This is a genomic window from Bacteroides sp. 2_2_4, assembly GCF_000157055.1.
Classification (GTDB): Bacteria; Bacteroidota; Bacteroidia; order Bacteroidales; family Bacteroidaceae; genus Bacteroides; species Bacteroides ovatus.
In genome coordinates this window covers 2,683-21,703 of record NZ_EQ973356.1, presented here as the reverse complement: position 1 = coordinate 21,703, position 19,021 = coordinate 2,683, and the positions used below count along the sequence as shown (strand labels likewise).

Genomic DNA, 19,021 nt, shown 5'->3' with positions numbered 1-19,021 from the left:
TTATATGACATTTGAAATTGTATTTGTACTATTATCCCTATTAGGAATGGTAGCGGCTTTGATAGCAGATAAGATGCGTCCGGGCATGATACTTTTTTCGGTAGTGGTTTTGTTTCTGTGTGCCGGCATTCTGACTCCTAAGGAGATGCTGGAAGGGTTTAGTAATAAAGGGATGATTACCGTTGCTCTGCTGTTTCTGGTGAGTGAGGGTATTCGTCAGTCGGGCACATTGGGACAAGTGATTAAGAAGTTGCTTCCGCAAGGAAAGACGACAGTATTTAAGGCACAGTTGCGTATCTTACCTTCGGTGGCATTTATTTCTGCCTTTCTGAATAATACGCCTGTTGTGGTTATTTTTGCCCCGATTATCAAGCATTGGGCTAAGTCGGTGAATCTCCCGGCTACGAAGTTTCTGATTCCTCTTTCTTATGTGACTATTTTAGGAGGTATCTGTACCTTGATCGGTACTTCTACCAATCTGGTGGTGCACGGTATGATATTGGAGGCCGGATTTGAAGGCTTTTCTATGTTCGAGCTCGGAAAGGTGGGTATTTTTATAGCTATTGCCGGAATCATTTATATATTTCTTTTCTCCAAACGTCTTTTGCCGGATGCACGTCCGGATACGGCTGTGCCGGATGAAGAAGTAGAAGAAGGGGAGAAGTTGCATCGGGTAGAGGCTGTTTTGGGTGCCCGTTTTCCCGGTATCAATAAAAAACTGAAGGATTTTAATTTCCAGCGTCATTACGGTGCGGAGGTAAAAGAGATTAAAACACGTAACGGACAACGTTTTGTGTCGAATCTGGAGGAAGTGGTACTTCACGAAGGGGATACATTGGTGGTGATGGCGGATGATACGTTTATTCCGACATGGGGGGAATCTTCTGTGTTTGTCTTGTTGACGAATGGGAATGAGCCGGATACTACCGGGAAGAAGAAGCGTTGGTTTGCTTTGCTGTTGCTGGTTCTGATGATTGTCGGCGCAACGGTGGGTGAGCTTCCGATAACGAAGGAGATGTTTCCGGATATCAAACTGGATATGTTTTTCTTTGTGTCTATTACTACTATTATTATGGCATGGACGAATCTGTTCCCTGCCCGTAAATATACTAAATATATTTCGTGGGATATTCTGATTACTATTGCCTGTGCTTTTGCTATCAGTAAGGCAATGGTGAACTCTGGTGTGGCGGATAGTGTTGCGAAGTTTATTATCGGGTTGAGTGATGATTACGGCCCGCATGTGTTGCTTGCAATGGTATTTATTATCACGAACTTGTTTACGGAATTGATAACTAATAATGCAGCAGCGGCTTTGGCGTTTCCTTTGGCACTGTCAATCTCTGCCCAATTAGGAGTGAGCCCTACGCCTTTCTTTGTGGTGATCTGTATGGCTGCATCTGCCAGCTTCTCGACACCGATCGGTTATCAGACAAATTTGATTGTGCAAGGTATCGGTAACTATAAGTTTACGGATTTTGTACGTATCGGGTTGCCGCTTAATATTATCACTTTCTTAATCTCTATTATTCTGATCCCGTTGATCTGGAACTTTTAAATAAAATTGTAAATGGAAGAAAAGAACCATATATATCCGATATTTGACCGCATGATGACGCGGCAGGACAAAGAAGAGCTTTTGGGGCAACACAGTGTGATGATCTGGTTTACCGGATTGAGTGGTTCCGGAAAGAGCACGATTGCCATCGCATTGGAACGTGAACTTCATAAGCGTGGATTGCTTTGCCGTATCCTGGATGGGGATAATATCCGTAGTGGAATTAATAATAACCTGGGATTCTCCGAAACGGACCGGGTGGAAAATATCCGTCGCATAGCGGAAGTGTCGAAGTTGTTTCTGGATAGTGGTATCATTACGATTGCTGCATTTATCAGCCCTAATAATGATATTCGCGAAATGGCTGCAAACATTATTGTTAAGGATGATTTTCTGGAGGTTTTCGTTAGTACTCCGCTGGAGGAATGTGAGAAACGTGATGTGAAAGGATTGTATGCGAAGGCACGGAAAGGGGAAATTCAGAATTTTACAGGAATTTCCGCACCTTTCGAGGTTCCCGAACATCCGGCTTTGTCACTGGATACTTCCAAATTGACTTTGGAGGAGTCGGTGAACCGTTTGTTGGAGCTTGTTTTGCCAAAAGTGAAGTGTATAAAATGAAATAAATATGGAAGAATATAAATTAAGCCACTTGAAGGAGCTCGAAGCCGAGTCTATTCATATCATCCGCGAGGTGGCGGCGGAATTTGAGAATCCGGTGATGCTTTACAGTATCGGAAAGGATTCCTCGGTGATGGTACGCTTGGCTGAAAAAGCGTTTTATCCGGGTAAAGTGCCATTCCCGTTGATGCATATCGATTCGAAATGGAAGTTCAAGGAGATGATTCAGTTTCGTGATGAATATGCGAAGAAGTACGGATGGAATCTGATTGTTGAAAGTAATATGGAGGCTTTTCATGCAGGGGTAGGACCTTTTACGCATGGAAGCAAGGTGCATACGGACTTGATGAAGACGCAGGCTTTGCTTCATGCGTTGGATAAGTATAAGTTTGATGCTGCATTTGGTGGTGCCCGTCGTGACGAGGAGAAGTCACGTGCGAAGGAACGTATTTTCTCTTTCCGGGATAAGTTTCACCAATGGGACCCGAAGAATCAGCGTCCTGAATTGTGGGATATTTATAATGCCCGCGTGCATAAGGGGGAAAGTATTCGTGTATTCCCGATTAGCAACTGGACTGAATTGGATATTTGGCAGTATATTCGCTTGGAGAATATTCCGATCGTTCCGTTATATTATGCTAAGGAGCGTCCGGTAATTAATTTGGATGGCAATATTATTATGGCGGATGATGACCGTTTGCCTGAAAAGTACCGTGACCAGATTGAAATGAAGATGGTTCGTTTTCGTACGTTGGGCTGCTGGCCTCTGACAGGGGCAGTGGAAAGTGGAGCTGCTACGATTGAAGAGATTGTGGAGGAAATGATGACTACGACGAAGAGTGAACGTACTACCCGTGTGATTGACTTTGACCAGGAGGGTAGTATGGAACAAAAGAAGCGTGAGGGATACTTTTAATTGTAACTAGTTATGGCAGATAATAAATTAGATATAAAAGCTTTTCTGGACAAGGATGAACAGAAAGACTTGTTGAGACTGTTGACTGCGGGTTCGGTAGATGATGGAAAATCAACGTTGATCGGACGCTTGTTGTTTGACAGTAAGAAACTGTATGAGGATCAGTTGGATGCACTGGAGCGTGATAGTAAACGTGTGGGGAATGCGGGCGAGCATATTGACTATGCGTTATTGCTCGATGGATTGAAGGCTGAACGTGAACAGGGTATTACGATTGACGTGGCTTATCGCTATTTCTCAACGAATGGTCGTAAGTTTATCATCGCGGATACTCCGGGACACGAACAGTATACCCGTAATATGATTACCGGGGGATCTACGGCTAACTTGGCTATTATCTTGGTGGATGCTCGTACCGGAGTGATTACCCAGACTCGTCGCCATACTTTCCTGGTGTCTTTGCTAGGAATCAAGCATGTGGTGTTGGCTGTCAACAAGATGGACCTGGTGGGTTTCTCGGAAGAGCGTTTTAACGAGATTGTGGCTGACTATAAGAAGTTTGTTGCTCCATTAGGTATTCCTGACGTCAACTGTATTCCACTTTCTGCATTGGATGGGGATAATGTGGTGGATAAGTCTGAACGTACTCCGTGGTACAAGGGGATTTCTTTGCTCGATTTCCTTGAAACGGTTCATATTGATAATGACCATAATTTTACGGATTTCCGTTTCCCGGTTCAGTATGTGCTTCGTCCGAATCTGGATTTCAGAGGATTCTGTGGTAAAGTTGCATCCGGTATCGTTCGCAAAGGGGATACGGTGATGGCGCTTCCTTCCGGAAAAACATCTAAGGTGAAGAGTATCGTGACTTATGACGGGGAATTGGATTATGCTTTCCCACCGCAGTCTGTGACCTTGACATTGGAGGATGAGATCGATGTGTCGCGCGGCGAAATGTTGGTGCATCCTGACAATCTGCCAACGGTGGATCGTAACTTTGATGCTATGATGGTCTGGATGGATGAAGAACCGATGGATGTAAATAAGTCGTTCTTTATTAAGCAGACTACCAATTTGAGTCGTACGCGTATTGATACGATAAAGTATAAGGTGGACGTGAATACGATGGAGCATCTGTCTCTGGAGAATGGTCAGCTGACTAAAGAGACGTTGCCTTTGCAGTTGAATCAGATTGCCCGTGTGGTGCTGACTACGGCTAAGGAATTGTTCTTTGATCCTTATAAGAAGAATAAATCTTGTGGCTCATTTATCCTGATTGACCCGATCACTAATAATACTTCGGCAGTAGGTATGATTATCGACCGCGTGGAAATGAAAGATATGAGTGACACGGAGGATATTCCGGTATTGGATATGGCAAAACTGGGAATTGCTCCGGAACATTATGAAGCGGTAGAGAAAGCTGTGAAGGAACTGGAACGTCAGGGCCTTGCAGTGCGACTAATAAAATAGATTGTTCAACAATAAATTGAAAACTGAAAATGACAGCATTCTGTCGTCTTTAATTTTTAATTCTTAATTTCTAATTAATAAAGTGGGATTACTCGAATTTAATAAACTTCCGATTAATACATTGGTAGGTGCCGACTGGAAGACATTCAAGGCTATCACCGCCGGGCGTGAAATTGACGCAGCCTACAAAGGTAAATACCGATTGACGAAGGCTGTGTGCCGATTGCTTTCTCCACTGGCGTCATTACAAGACAGGCGTTACGAGAAGTTGCTGGCTAATCAGCCATTGGAGCATGATCCGGTGTTCATTTTGGGACACTGGCGGAGTGGAACTACATTTGTACATAATGTGTTCTCTTGTGACAAGCATTTTGGGTATAACACTACTTATCAGACTGTATTTCCTCATCTGATGATGTGGGGACAGCCTTTCTTCAAAAAGAATATGAGTTGGCTGATGCCGGATAAACGTCCGACGGATAATATGGAACTGGCAGTGGATCTTCCCCAGGAAGAGGAGTTTGCTTTGTCGAACATGATGCCTTATACATATTATAATTTCTGGTTCCTGCCGAAATATCAGCAGGAGTATGCCGATAAGTATCTTTTGTTTGATGATATAACGGATGCCGAATTGAAGGTGTTTGAAGAGGTGTTCACGAAGTTGATTAAGATTTCTTTGTGGAATACCCAGGGAACTCAATTCCTTAGCAAGAATCCTCCGCATACCGGAAGGGTGAAGGAACTGGTGAAGATGTTCCCGAATGCTAAGTTTATCTACCTGATGCGTAATCCGTATACCGTATTCGAATCTACACGCAGTTTCTTTACAAATACGATTCAACCGTTGAAGTTGCAGGATGTCAGCAATGAACAATTAGAGGAAAATGTCCTTTCTATCTATGCAAAACTTTATCATAAGTATGAATCGGATAAGAAATTTATTCCGGAAGGTAACTTGATGGAAGTGAAATTTGAAGATTTCGAAGCGGATGCGATGGGAATGACGGAGAATATTTATCAGTCTCTTTCTATCCCTGGATTTACCGAAGCACGTACTGATATAGAAAAATATGTGGGCGGAAAGAAGGGATATAAGAAGAATAAGTATAAATATGACGACCGTACGATTCGTTTGGTAGAAGAGAATTGGGATTTTGCTTTGAAACAATGGGATTATAATTTATAAGAAGAAAAAGAAAGGAAAAGTATTGATGATTCAGAAAAGCGTTCATCGCCTGTTGATGACAGGTTTCGTTGCATTTATTTCTTCCTTGTCTTTGATGGCGCAACATAAAGTTGAAATGCTTCCTTTTGGGGACATGGATCAATGGGTGGACCGTCAGATAAAGGAATCGAGCATTATCGGTGGGAATACAAAGAATGTATATGCGATAGGGCCGACGACGGTAATTAAGGGAGATCAGGTTTATAAGAATATGGGCGGATCGCCTTGGGCTACTTCAAATGTGATGGCGAAAGTTGCCGGTATTACGAAGACTAATACTTCGGTATTTCCGGAGAAGCGGGGAGATGGATATTGCGCCCGTTTGGATACGCGCATGGAGAGTGTGAAAGTGTTGGGACTGGTTAATATTACGGTGTTGGCGGCTGGCTCTGTCTTTACCGGTTCAGTGCATGAGCCGATTAAGGGTACTAAAAATCCACAGAAAATGTTGCAGACTGGTATTCCGTTTACCAAAAAGCCGGTGGCTCTTCAGTTTGACTATAAAGTGAAGATGTCCGACCGGGAGAATCGTATTCGCGCTACCGGTTTCAGCAAGATTACGGATGTTCCCGGAAAAGATTATCCGGCAGCTATCCTGCTTCTGCAAAAACGTTGGGAAGATGCCAATGGAAATGTGTATGCAAAACGGATAGGGACTATGGTGACTTATTACTATCATTCGACGGACTGGAAAAATAATGCGACCTATGAGATTATGTACGGTGACATCACGAATCGTCCGGAATATAAGTCGCACATGATGCGTTTGCAGGCGACTGAAAGTTATACGGTGAACAGTAAGGGTGAAAGCGTGCCTATTCATGAAGTGGCCTGGGGAGATGAAAATGATGTTCCGACTCATATGTGTCTTCAGTTCACGTCCAGTCATGGAGGAGCCTATATCGGTTCTCCGGGAAATACACTGTGGATTGACAATGTAAAACTGGTATATTAACTAAAGTATATAGACAAAGAATAGAAATAGTCAGTGATCTAATTTCATCACTGACTATTTTTTTTGTTTTAATTCTTCCACAACAAACCCCTTCAGATGCCTTCTGAAGTTATATTACACTTTTATCGCTCTATAAAATTCTATGAATGAATGAAAAATTACGTGTTTTTTTGTTTGTGTTATATTAAATATCTATATTTGCACTAATTTTAGAAGAAAGGATGACGTTTATTGTCTCTTAGTCAGGTGTGGAACATTTGGGTTGTGTATCTAGCCTGTAAGACAATTGAAATATATTATTTACTAAAATAAATTGAGATGAAAAAGGGTTTATTGTTTATTTTATTGGCAGCAGTCTCTGTATGTCTGCCTGCACAAGAAAAAGAAAATGCAGCAAAGAGTTATAGAGTGGAAACAAATCGCTTTGGTGCTAACTGGTTTATTAGTGGTGGCGTTGGCGCACAAATGTATTTTGGCGACAATGATGGTAAAGCTGACTTCGGAAAACGTCTTGCTCCGGCACTTGACATTGCTGTAGGTAAGTGGTTTACTCCGGGTATCGGATTACGTGTAGCTTACAACGGGCTTCAGGCTAAAGGTGCTACTCCTAATGCTAATGGTCCGCTTGTAGACGGAGGACAGTATTCTAATGGCTACTACAAAGAAAAGTGGAATGTGATGAACTTCCATGGAGATGTAATGCTGAATCTTTCCAATATGATTTGTGGTTATAGAGAAGATCGTCTGTATTCATTCATTCCTTATGCAGGAGCTGGATTTGTACATTCAGGAAAAGGTGCAGGTTACGACGAACTGGGTATCAATGCCGGTTTGATCAACCGTTTCCGTTTGTCTTCTGCTTTGGATCTTAACGTTGAATTGCGTGGACTTTTGATGAAAGGCGCATTCGGCAATTCAGGTCCTGAAGGATTGGCTGGTCTGACTATAGGTGTTACTTACAAGTTTAAGAAACGTGGTTGGGATGCTGTTCCTACTGTACCAATGGTTCCGGAAAGCCAGTTGAACGACATGAGAGACAGAGTGAACGCTTTGAAGGGTGAAAACGAATCTTTGAAACGTGACTTGGTTGAAGCTCGTAACAAGAAACCTGAAGTGATCGTTAAGAAAGAAGCTGGATTCGTTCCACGTCTGGTTGTTGTATTCAATATCGGAAAGAGCAACATCAGCAAGAGAGAATACATGAATATTGAAGCTATGGCTAAGGGTATCAAAGCAACTGATAAAGTGTTTACTATAACAGGATATGCTGATAAGGGTACTGGTTCTGCTGAATACAACATGAAGTTGAGTAAGAAGAGAGCTGAAGCTGTTCGTGACCTGATGGTTAATGAATTTGGTGTTCCTGCTTCTCAATTGAAGGTTGATTACAAGGGTGGTGTAAGCAACATGTTCTATGATGATGCTAAGTTAAGCCGTGTAGCTATTGTTGAAGAATAATATACATTTGAAATAATAGAATAAAAGAGACGTTTCCTTTCACGGGAAGCGTCTTTTTTGTATTTTTGTACCCCATGAGCAGAATAGTAGCAATAGATTATGGAAGAAAGCGTACCGGAATAGCTGTGAGCGATACAATGCAGCTGATCGCAAACGGATTGACGACGGTGCCCACGCATGAACTTCTGAACTTTATCGGTGAATATATAGCTAAAGAACCGGTGGAGCGGATTATTATTGGATTGCCCAAGCAAATGAATAATGAGGTTTCGGAGAATATGAAGAATATAGAGCCTTTTGTTCGTTCGCTGAAAAAGCGTTATCCGGACCTTCCGGTCGAATATGTGGACGAACGTTTCACTTCTGTTCTTGCACACCGTACCATGCTGGAGGCAGGTTTGAAGAAAAAAGACCGCCAAAACAAGGCATTGGTGGACGAAATAAGTGCTACTATTATTTTGCAAACATATTTGGAGAGTAAACGTTTTTAGTATAGGACATAAGAATAACTTAATTTTTTAGTAGAGTATAAAAGTATGATTTTACCTATTTATGTATATGGTCAACCTGTATTGAGAAAGGTTGCAGAGGACATAACACCGGATTATCCGAATCTGAAAGAGTTGATTGAGAACATGTTCGAAACAATGGTACATGCGGACGGTGTAGGATTGGCTGCTCCACAGATTGGTTTGCCTATTCGCGTGGTTACGATTACATTGGATCCGCTTTCGGAGGAATATCCTGAATTTAAAGACTTTAATAAGGCGTATATCAATCCTCATATTTTGGAAGTAGGAGGGGAAGAAGTGAATATGGAAGAGGGATGCTTAAGCCTTCCCGGTATTCACGAAACAGTGAAGAGAGGTGATAAAATTCGCGTGAAATATATGGACGAGAATTTTGTGGAGCATGAGGAAGAGGTGGAAGGTTATCTGGCTCGGGTGATGCAACATGAGTTCGATCATTTGGATGGTAAGATGTTCATCGACCATATCTCACCGCTTCGTAAGCAGATGATTAAAGGAAAGCTGAATACGATGTTGAAGGGGAAAGCGCGCAGTTCATATAAGATGAAACAGGTGAAATAAAGATAAAAAACGTTTATATCCCTGTTAAGTAAGCGAAAAGCATTATTTTTGCTTCGTTTACAAGCATAAAATATCAATGATAAAAAGAATCTTAACAGTTTTATTACTGTTCCCAACGCTGGTGTGTGCTCAAATAAATACGGATCGGGTGATGACTATTGCCCGAAACGCTCTTTATTTTGAGGACTATGTACTTTCTATTCAGTATTTTAACCAGGTTATTAACGCTAAGCCTTATCTGTATGAACCTTATTTCTTCAGGGCATTGGCTAAACTGAATCTGGAGGATTTTCAGGGTGCTGAAGCAGACTGTGATGCAGCTATCCAGCGTAATCCATTTGTGGTGGGTGCTTATCAGATTCGTGGTTTGGCAAGGATTCGTCAGAGTAAATTTGATGGAGCGATTGAGGATTATAAGAAAGCGTTGCATTATGATCCGGAGAATATTACCTTATGGCATAACCTGACATTATCTCATATCCAGAAGAAGGATTATAATGCTGCGAAAGAGGATTTGGAAAGCTTGTTGAAGGTGTCTCCACGCTATACCCGTGCTTATTTGATGAGGGGGGAAGTGTCTTTACAACAGAAAGATACGATTGCTGCCTTGAATGACTTCAATAAGGCGCTTGAACTGGATAAATATGATCCGGATGCTTGGGCTGCAAGAGCGATTGTTAAATTACAACAGGCTAAGTATGCGGAAGCGGAAGCGGATTTCAACCGTGCTATTCCGTTGAGTGCTAAGAATGCTGGAAATTATATAAACCGTGCATTGGCACGTTTTCATCAGAATAATTTAAGAGGTGCCATGAGCGATTATGATCTGGCATTGGATATTGACCCGAATAACTTTATCGGTCATTATAATCGCGGATTGTTACGTGCACAGGTAGGAGATGATAACCGGGCTATTGAAGACTTCGACTTTGTTATCAAGATGGAGCCGGATAATATGATGGCTGTCTTTAACCGTGGTTTACTTCGTGCGCAAACGGGTGATTATCGCGGAGCTATACAAGATTACACAACTGTTATCAATCAGTATCCGAACTTCCTGGCCGGATACTATCAGCGTTCGGAAGCTCGCAGAAAGATTGGAGATAAGAAGGGTGTGGAGCAGGATGAATTTAAAGTCATGAAGGCTCAGATCGACAAGCAGAACGGTGTGACGAACAAAGATGTAGCACAGAACAAGGATAAGGAGAATGATGAGGAAGGCGGAGAGAAGACCCGTAAGAAATCCGATAAGAATATGAATAACTATCGTAAGATAGTGATTGCGGATGATTCTGAAGCCGAACAACGCTATACAAGTGATTATCGTGGTCGTGTGCAGGATAAGAATGTAAATATAACGCTGGAACCGATGTTCGCTTTGACTTATTATGAGAAGATGAGTGACGTGAAACGTTCGGTGAACTTCCACAAATATATTGAAGACTTGAACCGTACGGGTATACTTCCGAAACGTCTTCGTATCACAAATATGGAAGCTCCATTGACGGAAGAACAGGTGAAGGTGCATTTTGCCTTGATTGATACACACACATCGGCGATTGTGGAAGATGACAAGAATGCTTCGAAACGTTTTGCCCGTGCGATTGATTTTTATCTGGTGCAGGACTTCTCGAGTGCGGTTTCTGATTTGACCCAGACGATCTTGCTGGATGGTGATTTCTTCCCGGCATATTTTATGCGTGCATTGATTCGTTGTAAACAGTTGGAATATCAGAAGGCTGAACAAGCTGTCGAAACAGATGTTGTTCCTGGCGATAATAAGCGTAAAGAGATTACCGCGGTAGATTATGAGGTGGTGAGAAAAGATTTGGATAAGGTGATTAATCTGGCTCCGGACTTTGTGTACGCATATTATAATCGTGCTAATGTTTCTGCCATGTTGAAAGATTACCGTGCCGCAATTATTGACTACGATAAGGCGATCGAGCTAAATCCTGATTTTGCGGATGCTTATTTCAATCGTGGACTGACTCACATTTTCTTAGGAAATAATAAGCTGGGCATTTCAGATTTGAGTAAAGCCGGTGAGTTGGGGATTGTTTCTGCTTATAATGTTATCAAACGTTTTACAGATCAATCGGAATAACATTTTTTTGATAAAAAATAGAAAACTCAAAAGATTTAGTTACTTTTGCGTTCAAATTATGAAAATATAACATCATCATATTATGATAAAGATAACATTTCCCGATGGCTCCGTTCGTGAGTATAACGAAGGAGTGAACGGTTTACAGATTGCTGAAAGTATCAGCTCGCGTCTGGCACAGGAAGTGCTGGCATGTGGCGTGAACGGCGAGACTTATGATTTAGGACGTCCTATTAATGAAGATGCTAATTTCGTTCTTTATAAATGGGATGATGAAGAAGGTAAACATGCATTCTGGCATACAAGTGCACACTTGTTGGCGGAAGCTTTGCAGGAACTTTATCCGGGTATCCAGTTTGGTATCGGACCGGCTATTGAAAACGGATTCTACTATGATGTGGATCCGGGTGAAGCGGTAATTAAAGAAAGCGACCTTCCTGCCATTGAAGCTAAAATGTTGGAACTGGCTGCAAAGAAAGAAGACGTAGTCAGAAAAAGCATCGCAAAAACGGATGCTCTGAAAATGTTTGGTGATCGTGGCGAAACATATAAATGTGAATTGATTTCTGAACTGGAAGACGGACACATTACGACTTATACCCAGGGTGCATTTACTGACCTTTGTCGTGGTCCTCACTTGATGACGACTGCTCCGATCAAGGCTATTAAGTTGACTTCAGTGGCTGGTGCTTATTGGCGTGGTCATGAAGATCGTAAGATGCTGACTCGTATTTATGGTATCACGTTCCCGAAGAAGAAAATGCTGGATGAATATCTGGTGTTATTGGAAGAAGCGAAGAAGCGTGACCATCGTAAGATTGGTAAGGAGATGCAGTTGTTTATGTTCTCCGAAACTGTAGGTAAGGGACTTCCTATGTGGTTGCCGAAAGGTACTGCATTGCGTCTGCGTCTGCAGGAGTTCTTACGTCGTATCCAGACACGTTACGATTATCAGGAGGTGATTACTCCGCCAATCGGTAATAAGTTGCTGTATGTGACTTCGGGTCACTATGCAAAATATGGCAAGGATGCTTTCCAACCTATCCATACTCCGGAAGAGGGGGAAGAGTATTTCTTGAAACCAATGAACTGTCCTCACCACTGTGAGATTTACAAAAACTTCCCACGTTCTTATAAAGACCTTCCGTTGCGTATAGCTGAATTTGGTACGGTTTGTCGTTATGAACAAAGTGGAGAGTTACATGGTTTAACTCGTGTTCGTAGCTTTACGCAGGATGATGCGCATATCTTCTGTCGTCCGGAGCAGGTGAAAGATGAGTTCCTTCGTGTGATGGATATTATATCTATTGTGTTCCGTTCTATGGATTTCCAGAATTTTGAAGCACAGATATCTTTGCGTGATAAAGTGAACCGTGAAAAGTATATTGGTAGCGATGATAACTGGGAAAAAGCGGAACAGGCTATTATCGAGGCTTGTGCGGAGAAGGGCTTGCCTGCTAAGATTGAGTATGGAGAAGCTGCTTTTTATGGTCCTAAGCTTGACTTTATGGTGAAAGACGCTATCGGTCGTCGTTGGCAGCTGGGTACTATCCAGGTTGACTACAACTTGCCGGAACGCTTTGAACTTGAATATATGGGCTCTGATAATCAGAAGCATCGTCCGGTGATGATTCACCGTGCTCCGTTCGGATCAATGGAACGTTTTGTTGCTGTATTGATTGAGCACACTGCCGGTAAGTTCCCATTGTGGCTGACACCGGAACAGGTAGTTATTCTGCCGATCAGTGAGAAGTTCAATGAATATGCAGAACAGGTGAAGATGTATCTGAAAATACACGAAATCCGTGCGATTGTAGATGATCGTAACGAGAAGATCGGCCGCAAGATTCGTGATAATGAAATGAAGCGCATTCCTTATATGCTGATTGTCGGTGAAAAAGAGGCTGAAAATGGTGAAGTTTCTGTTCGTAGACAAGGCGAAGGTGACAAAGGAACCATGAAATTTGAAGAATTTGCTAAAATTTTGAACGAAGAAGTTCAGAATATGATAAATAAATGGTAACTTTGCAGCCGTTTCAGAATAAAATATTTAGTATAACAATAAAAAGATCAAACTAGGAAGTAAACGTTTTTAATGAAGAATGACACTCTAAAAGGGCAATACAGAATCAATGAACAGATTCGTGCCAAGGAAGTTCGCATAGTAAGCGATGATATTGAACCGAAAGTATATCCAATCTTTCAGGCTCTGAAAATGGCTGAAGAAAAAGAATTGGATTTAGTGGAAATTTCTCCTAATGCTCAACCCCCTGTTTGTCGTATTATTGATTATTCTAAATTTCTTTATCAATTAAAGAAACGTCAGAAGGAACAGAAAGCGAAGCAGGTGAAGGTTAATGTGAAGGAGATTCGTTTTGGTCCCCAGACAGATGACCATGATTACAACTTTAAGTTGAAACATGCTAAAGGATTCTTGGAAGACGGTGATAAGGTGAAGGCTTATGTATTCTTTAAAGGTCGTTCTATCCTTTTTAAGGAACAAGGTGAAGTATTGTTGCTTCGTTTTGCGAATGATTTGGAAGACTATGCAAAAGTGGATCAGATGCCGATATTGGAAGGTAAGCGTATGACTATCCAGCTTTCTCCGAAGAAGAAAGAAGCTCCTAAAAAGCCTGCAACGGCCGGAGCACCGAAACCTGCTGCTCCTGCACAAAAAGCAGAGAAGCCGGAAACGAGCGAAGAATAAGAAAAGGATGCGTAACGCGCAGGTATAGTGCGTTGCCATTATATATTTAATAATTTAAAAACAAGTAAGATGCCAAAGATGAAGACTAACTCCGGTTCTAAAAAAAGGTTTACCCTTACCGGAACAGGTAAAATCAAAAGAAAGCACGCTTTTCACAGTCACATTTTGACTAAGAAAACTAAGAAGAGAAAAAGAAATCTGTGCTACTCTACAACTGTTGATACAACAAATGTAAGCCAGGTTAAGGAACTCTTAGCAATGAAGTAATCAAAAGCGTAAAAGTATTATTAAAGTATTAACCGAATGCATTAGCCTGAAGTTCGCTGCGTGAAGTAGCGGCGCTAACATTCAAAAAAAGTAAAACTATGCCAAGATCAGTAAATCATGTTGCTTCAAAAGCAAGAAGAAAGAAAATTTTGAAATTAACCAGAGGTTACTTTGGTGCAAGAAAGAATGTATGGACCGTAGCTAAAAACACTTGGGAAAAGGGTTTGACTTACGCGTTCCGTGACCGTAGAAATAAGAAAAGAAACTTCCGCGCTCTTTGGATACAACGTATCAACGCTGCTGCACGTCTTGAAGGAATGTCTTATTCTAAATTGATGGGCGGTCTGCACAAAGCCGGTATTGAAATAAACCGTAAGGTTTTGGCTGATTTAGCTATGAATCACCCGGAAGCTTTCAAAGCTGTAGTTGCAAAAGCAAAAGCTGCTTAAGCATCAATAGTTTACGAGTTACAAAGTGTCAGTTACTAAGCTAGTAACTGGCACTTTTCTTTTGTTAGGCAGATGAAAGGGAATAAAAAAAATGTTAGTTGGCAAACAAAATCCTTTTTTTTCTTGTTAGTTTCATGTATTCTTATTACATTTGTGATACAAAAATATTAGCCGTATCGACTGGATCGGGAAACTCTTCAAATTAATCTGATGCACCGAGAAAGCTTCGTTCTTCAATGGCGGGCCACATCCTTCGGGACAGCTTTAAGCCGGTGGATTACAAAGAGGGCGAGCGCTCAAATCTTGTTCTATCAGAGTTTCATCACATCGTCGATGCGGCTTTTTTATATACTTTTCTATGATATTCTATTTCTCCGGTACAGGTAATTCTAAATGGATTGCAAATCAGCTTTCCAAAGAGCAAAAAGAAGAATTGTTTTTTATTCCCGATGCGTTAAAGAACAGAACGTTTGAGTTTTGTTTGCGGAAAGATGAAAAGATCGGTTTTGTATTTCCTGTCTATTCGTGGGCGCCTCCTGCAATCGTACTTAATTTTATTCGGCAACTCTCTTTAAAGGGGTATAAAAGACAATATTTGTTTTTTGTTTGTTCCTGTGGGGATGATACCGGGCTTACGCAGCAGGTGCTGGAGAAGGCTTTGAGTCATAAAGGCTGGAAGTGTCATGCAGGCTTTTCTGTGACTATGCCCAATAATTATGTATTGCTTCCCGGTTTTGACGTAGATAAGAAAGAACTAGAGGAGAAAAAACTGGCAGATGCTATTCCGACTGTCAATCAAATTAATGCTTCAATAAGTAGGAGGGAAGAGTTGTTTCTTTGTCATGAAGGGAGTATTCCTTTTATTAAGACGAGGATTATCAATCCTTTATTTAATCGCTTTCAGATGTCTCCCGAGAATTTTTATACTACGGATGCTTGTATTGGATGTAGGCGTTGTGAGAAGAGTTGTCCGGTAGGGAATATTATGATGATGGGCAGAAAGCCTGTTTGGGGGATGGATTGCACCTCATGCCTGGCATGTTATCATGTTTGTCCGCAGCATGCGGTGCAATATGGGAAAAGAACGAAAGATAAAGGGCAGTATTTCAATCCTAATTAATCTACTCGCCAATTAATCTACTCGTCTTTGATTTTAATGCAGCAATTGGATAAATCTTCAATGATAGCCAGGCTTTCTACTCTGACGCCTTGCTCCTCAAGTTTTTTACGCCCATTTTGGAAGGCTTTTTCAATAATGAATCCCATTCCTACCAAATTTGCTCCGGATTGCTTGATGAGGTCGATAATGCCTAATGCGGCATTGCCATACGCGAGGAAGTCATCCACGAAAAGAACATTGTCATTTGGAGTGAGGAAATCGGCACTGATAACGACTTCATAATCACGATCTTTAGTGAATGAGTGCACAGTGGTGCTTAGTGCATTCTGGATGGTTTTAGGAGACTTCTTCTTTGCAAATACAACTGGTAAATCCATCAGGTAGCCTGTCATGATAGCCGGGGCGATGCCACTGGCTTCGATTGTCATAATCTTATTTACGTTTGTGGCTGCAAAACGACGGACAAACTCGACTCCGATTGATTTCATCAGGACAGGGTCCATTTGATGATTAATAAAACCGTCTACTTTCAGGATACCTCCTTCGTAGCATTTTCCGTCTTGCAGAATTCTTTTTTTAAGTAATTGCATGCTGTATGATATTAATTAATAATGTGCTAATATTCCATCCCGCATGGTGAAAACAGCGGTTGGTATATTAGCACATGGATATTTGAATCGTTACTTGTTGTCTCTTAAGTCTTTCACCCGGACGGCTTTTCCTTCGCTTTGAGGAAGAGAGCCTTTCTTTACCAGTTTAACTTTAGGAGTCACCAATATTTCATCCTTCAATTGGCGGGTAATATCCTTGCGGATCTTCTCCAGTTCAATATAATTGTCGGTAGAAAGGTCGCTTAATTCTACTTCGACGATCATCTCGTCTTGGTTGTTGACAGTTTCCAGCGTAATCAGGTAGTTGCTGCCTAATTCGGGGAATTGTACGAGAATCTTTTCTACCTGCATCGGGAAGATGTTTACTCCCTTGATAATGAACATATCGTCGCTGCGGCCTTTGATACGGTCGATACGGATATGGGTACGGCCGCATGGGCATTTTCCGGGAAGAATACGGGTTAAATCGCGGGTACGATAGCGGATTAACGGCATCATTTCACGATCAAGAGTCGTAAGTACTAATTCTCCGATTTCTCCTTCCGGAACTGGTTCGCCTGTTTCCGGATCGATAATTTCTACCAGATAACAGTCTTCCCAGAAGTGCATTCCATTCTGTTCCTTACATTCGAAGGCAACACCGGGACCGTTCATTTCTGTCATGCCGAAGCTGTTGTAGGCTTTTACACCCAGCATTTTTTCTATTTTCCGGCGTTGTTCGTCGGTATGGGGTTCGGCGCCGATAACCAGGGTTTTCAGTGTGGTTCCTTTGGGATCGAGTCCTTCTTCCTGGAAGACTTCTGCAAGGCGGATGGCATAGCTGGGGATAGCATGTAAAGCGGTAGTCTTAAAGTCGTTGATGAATTTAATCTGTCGTTTACTGTTTCCTGCAGCGGCAGGGACTGTCAGGCAGCCCAAGCGTTCTGCACCGTATTGGAAGCCTAAACCTCCTGTAAACATACCGTATCCGGAGCTGTTTTGGAAAACGTCAGTCTTGCGTATTCCTACTGCATACAGACAGCGGGCTACCAGGTTGGCCCAAGAATCGAGGTCGTGTTGTGAGTGAACAATAACAGTCGGGTTTCCGGTGGTACCACTGGAAGAGTGAATACGTACACCATCATTGCTCATATCACCTGCTACCAGTCCGAACGGGTAGTGGGCGCGCATGTCAGATTTGGTAGTGAAAGGTACTTTGCGGATATCATCCAATGACTGTATGCTATCTGCTGTGATGCCATGTTTGCTGAAAACTTCTTTGTAATATGGAGCGTTCGCAGCTATATTGATTGTTTTTTTAAGCCGTTGAAGCTGCAATTCCTGCAACTTCTCCCGGCTCATGGTTTCTAATTCTTCTTCCCAGTATTGTGTACTCATGGTAATGCCTTTTATTGCATTAGCTTTTCCGCAATTTCTTTGCCGGCTGCCAATGCTTTAAGATTCATTTCTACAATTGCTTCTCCCTTACGCAGGAAGATTTCGCGGATGCTGTCTTGTACTTTTTCGTAATCAATGCCCAGGAATGGGATTGTTGCTCCCAGTAAGACAATGTTGGCAACGCGGGCGGAGCCTACTTCTTTTGCCACTTTGTCTACGTTCAATACTATCTTATGAGGCAGTTTGTTGATTTCTGCCATCACTTTGTCTGTTTCCGGATAATTGGGGATGTTGACAAACGGAGTTTCGTTAGTCACCAACCAGCCGGTAGGGCTAAGGTAGGGGAGGTAACGCAATCCTTCCATCGGTTCCAATGAGATGATGAGATCACATTTGCCTGATGGGATCAGGTCTGAAGCAATCGGCTGGTCGCTGATGCGGAGATTGGATTGGACATCTCCTCCGCGTTGGCTCATTCCGTGTACTTCCGCTTGTTTCATGTATAATCCTTCTTTCAAGGCAGCTTTGCCGATTACTGTGGCAATGGACAGAATTCCCTGTCCGCCGACTCCTGATAATATAATGTCTTTTTTCATGGCTTACTTACTTCTTTTTTTGCGTGTTAATGTCTGGATACACTCTCTGCGTGGGATAATGACAGATACACCACGATATTCGATTTCTTCGCGAATGATTTGCTTCATTTCCTCATAGTTCTTCTTCAATGGAGTAACTACACGGATATGGGCCGGATCTACTCCGATACCTGCACAGATCGCTTCGATGCGTCCGGTTCCGGCAGAATCCTGTCCACCTGTCATGGCGGTGGTTTCATTGTCGGAGATGACGATGGTTACACTGGCGTTCTCGTTCACGCAATCTAACAGTCCGGTCATTCCGGAATGGGTGAACGTTGAGTCGCCGATGACAGCTACAGCCGGGAAAAGACCTCCGTCAGCGGCACCTTTTGCCATCGTAATGGAAGCACCCATATCCACGCATGAATTAATTGCATTGAAAGGAGCATTTGCACCTAATGTATAACAGCCGATATCGCTGAATACTTTATGAGATGGATATTCT

At 42.2% G+C, this 19,021-nt stretch carries 19 protein-coding genes; 15 read left to right on the top strand and 4 right to left on the bottom strand.

Annotated elements, in window-relative coordinates; genetic code table 11:
* Window positions 1-4: 4 nt before the first annotated feature.
* The 15 genes from BSCG_RS24045 to BSCG_RS24115 all read left to right on the top strand — a co-directional run bounded on the left by BSCG_RS24045 (window position 5) and on the right by BSCG_RS24115 (window position 15,950).
* Window positions 5-1,558 carry an SLC13 family permease gene (locus BSCG_RS24045; RefSeq protein ID WP_008644081.1) on the top strand — a complete coding sequence of 518 codons (1,554 nt, stop codon included), beginning with the start codon at window positions 5-7 and terminating at the stop codon, window positions 1,556-1,558.
* 12 nt (window positions 1,559-1,570) lie between these two features.
* On the top strand, window positions 1,571-2,179 hold the full coding sequence (gene cysC, locus BSCG_RS24050; RefSeq protein WP_008774851.1) for an adenylyl-sulfate kinase: 609 nt from the start codon (window positions 1,571-1,573) through the stop codon (window positions 2,177-2,179).
* Between the two features lie 7 nt (window positions 2,180-2,186).
* Entirely contained in the window at window positions 2,187-3,095 is a 909-nt protein-coding gene (gene cysD, locus BSCG_RS24055) for a sulfate adenylyltransferase subunit CysD (protein WP_004297523.1), read from the top strand.
* Between the two features lie 12 nt (window positions 3,096-3,107).
* Window positions 3,108-4,568 (top strand): sulfate adenylyltransferase subunit CysN, encoded by a 1,461-nt coding sequence (gene cysN / locus BSCG_RS24060; RefSeq protein WP_004307251.1) that lies wholly within the window; start codon window positions 3,108-3,110, stop codon window positions 4,566-4,568.
* Between the two features lie 82 nt (window positions 4,569-4,650).
* Complete coding sequence (locus tag BSCG_RS24065) at window positions 4,651-5,757, top strand: sulfotransferase family protein (RefSeq protein ID WP_004311448.1); 1,107 nt, start codon at window positions 4,651-4,653, stop codon at window positions 5,755-5,757.
* Window positions 5,758-5,782: 25 nt separating this feature from the next.
* Window positions 5,783-6,751 carry a PCMD domain-containing protein gene (locus tag BSCG_RS24070; RefSeq protein ID WP_004307249.1) on the top strand — a complete coding sequence of 323 codons (969 nt, stop codon included), beginning with the start codon at window positions 5,783-5,785 and terminating at the stop codon, window positions 6,749-6,751.
* A 318-nt stretch (window positions 6,752-7,069) separates the two neighbouring features.
* Window positions 7,070-8,209: an OmpA family protein gene (locus BSCG_RS24075; RefSeq protein ID WP_008774850.1), complete on the top strand. Its 1,140-nt coding sequence runs from the start codon at window positions 7,070-7,072 to the stop codon at window positions 8,207-8,209.
* A 74-nt stretch (window positions 8,210-8,283) separates the two neighbouring features.
* Window positions 8,284-8,700, top strand: coding sequence for a Holliday junction resolvase RuvX (ruvX, locus tag BSCG_RS24080; RefSeq protein ID WP_004307247.1), 417 nt, complete (start codon window positions 8,284-8,286; stop codon window positions 8,698-8,700).
* 45 nt (window positions 8,701-8,745) lie between these two features.
* Window positions 8,746-9,300 carry a peptide deformylase gene (def, locus tag BSCG_RS24085; protein ID WP_004313245.1) on the top strand — a complete coding sequence of 185 codons (555 nt, stop codon included), beginning with the start codon at window positions 8,746-8,748 and terminating at the stop codon, window positions 9,298-9,300.
* Between the two features lie 76 nt (window positions 9,301-9,376).
* On the top strand, window positions 9,377-11,407 hold the full coding sequence (locus tag BSCG_RS24090; RefSeq protein WP_008774849.1) for a tetratricopeptide repeat protein: 2,031 nt from the start codon (window positions 9,377-9,379) through the stop codon (window positions 11,405-11,407).
* An 82-nt stretch (window positions 11,408-11,489) separates the two neighbouring features.
* Window positions 11,490-13,430 (top strand): threonine--tRNA ligase, encoded by a 1,941-nt coding sequence (thrS, locus tag BSCG_RS24095; protein ID WP_004297531.1) that lies wholly within the window; start codon window positions 11,490-11,492, stop codon window positions 13,428-13,430.
* Between the two features lie 72 nt (window positions 13,431-13,502).
* Window positions 13,503-14,114 (top strand): translation initiation factor IF-3, encoded by a 612-nt coding sequence (gene infC, locus BSCG_RS24100; protein ID WP_004307244.1) that lies wholly within the window; start codon window positions 13,503-13,505, stop codon window positions 14,112-14,114.
* Between the two features lie 69 nt (window positions 14,115-14,183).
* On the top strand, window positions 14,184-14,381 hold the full coding sequence (gene rpmI / locus BSCG_RS24105) for a 50S ribosomal protein L35 (protein WP_004326827.1): 198 nt from the start codon (window positions 14,184-14,186) through the stop codon (window positions 14,379-14,381).
* A 98-nt stretch (window positions 14,382-14,479) separates the two neighbouring features.
* Window positions 14,480-14,830: a 50S ribosomal protein L20 gene (gene rplT, locus BSCG_RS24110; protein ID WP_004297540.1), complete on the top strand. Its 351-nt coding sequence runs from the start codon at window positions 14,480-14,482 to the stop codon at window positions 14,828-14,830.
* A gap of 358 nt (window positions 14,831-15,188) precedes the next feature.
* Entirely contained in the window at window positions 15,189-15,950 is a 762-nt protein-coding gene (locus BSCG_RS24115; protein ID WP_008774847.1) for an EFR1 family ferrodoxin, read from the top strand.
* A 17-nt stretch (window positions 15,951-15,967) separates the two neighbouring features.
* Here the strand turns inward: BSCG_RS24115 and xpt are convergent, their stop codons facing one another.
* The 4 genes from xpt to BSCG_RS24135 form a co-directional block, all read right to left on the bottom strand.
* Window positions 15,968-16,540: a xanthine phosphoribosyltransferase gene (xpt, locus tag BSCG_RS24120; RefSeq protein WP_004311456.1), complete on the bottom strand. Its 573-nt coding sequence runs from the start codon at window positions 16,538-16,540 to the stop codon at window positions 15,968-15,970.
* Window positions 16,541-16,630: 90 nt separating this feature from the next.
* A complete protein-coding gene (locus BSCG_RS24125) occupies window positions 16,631-17,938 on the bottom strand; it encodes a phenylacetate--CoA ligase (protein ID WP_008774846.1) in 1,308 nt (435 codons plus the stop codon).
* Between the two features lie 11 nt (window positions 17,939-17,949).
* Entirely contained in the window at window positions 17,950-18,534 is a 585-nt protein-coding gene (locus BSCG_RS24130) for an indolepyruvate oxidoreductase subunit beta (protein WP_004311458.1), read from the bottom strand.
* 3 nt (window positions 18,535-18,537) lie between these two features.
* Window positions 18,538-19,021, bottom strand: a 484-nt coding sequence (locus BSCG_RS24135; RefSeq protein ID WP_241762135.1) for a thiamine pyrophosphate-dependent enzyme, incomplete at its 5' end; no start/stop codon positions are given.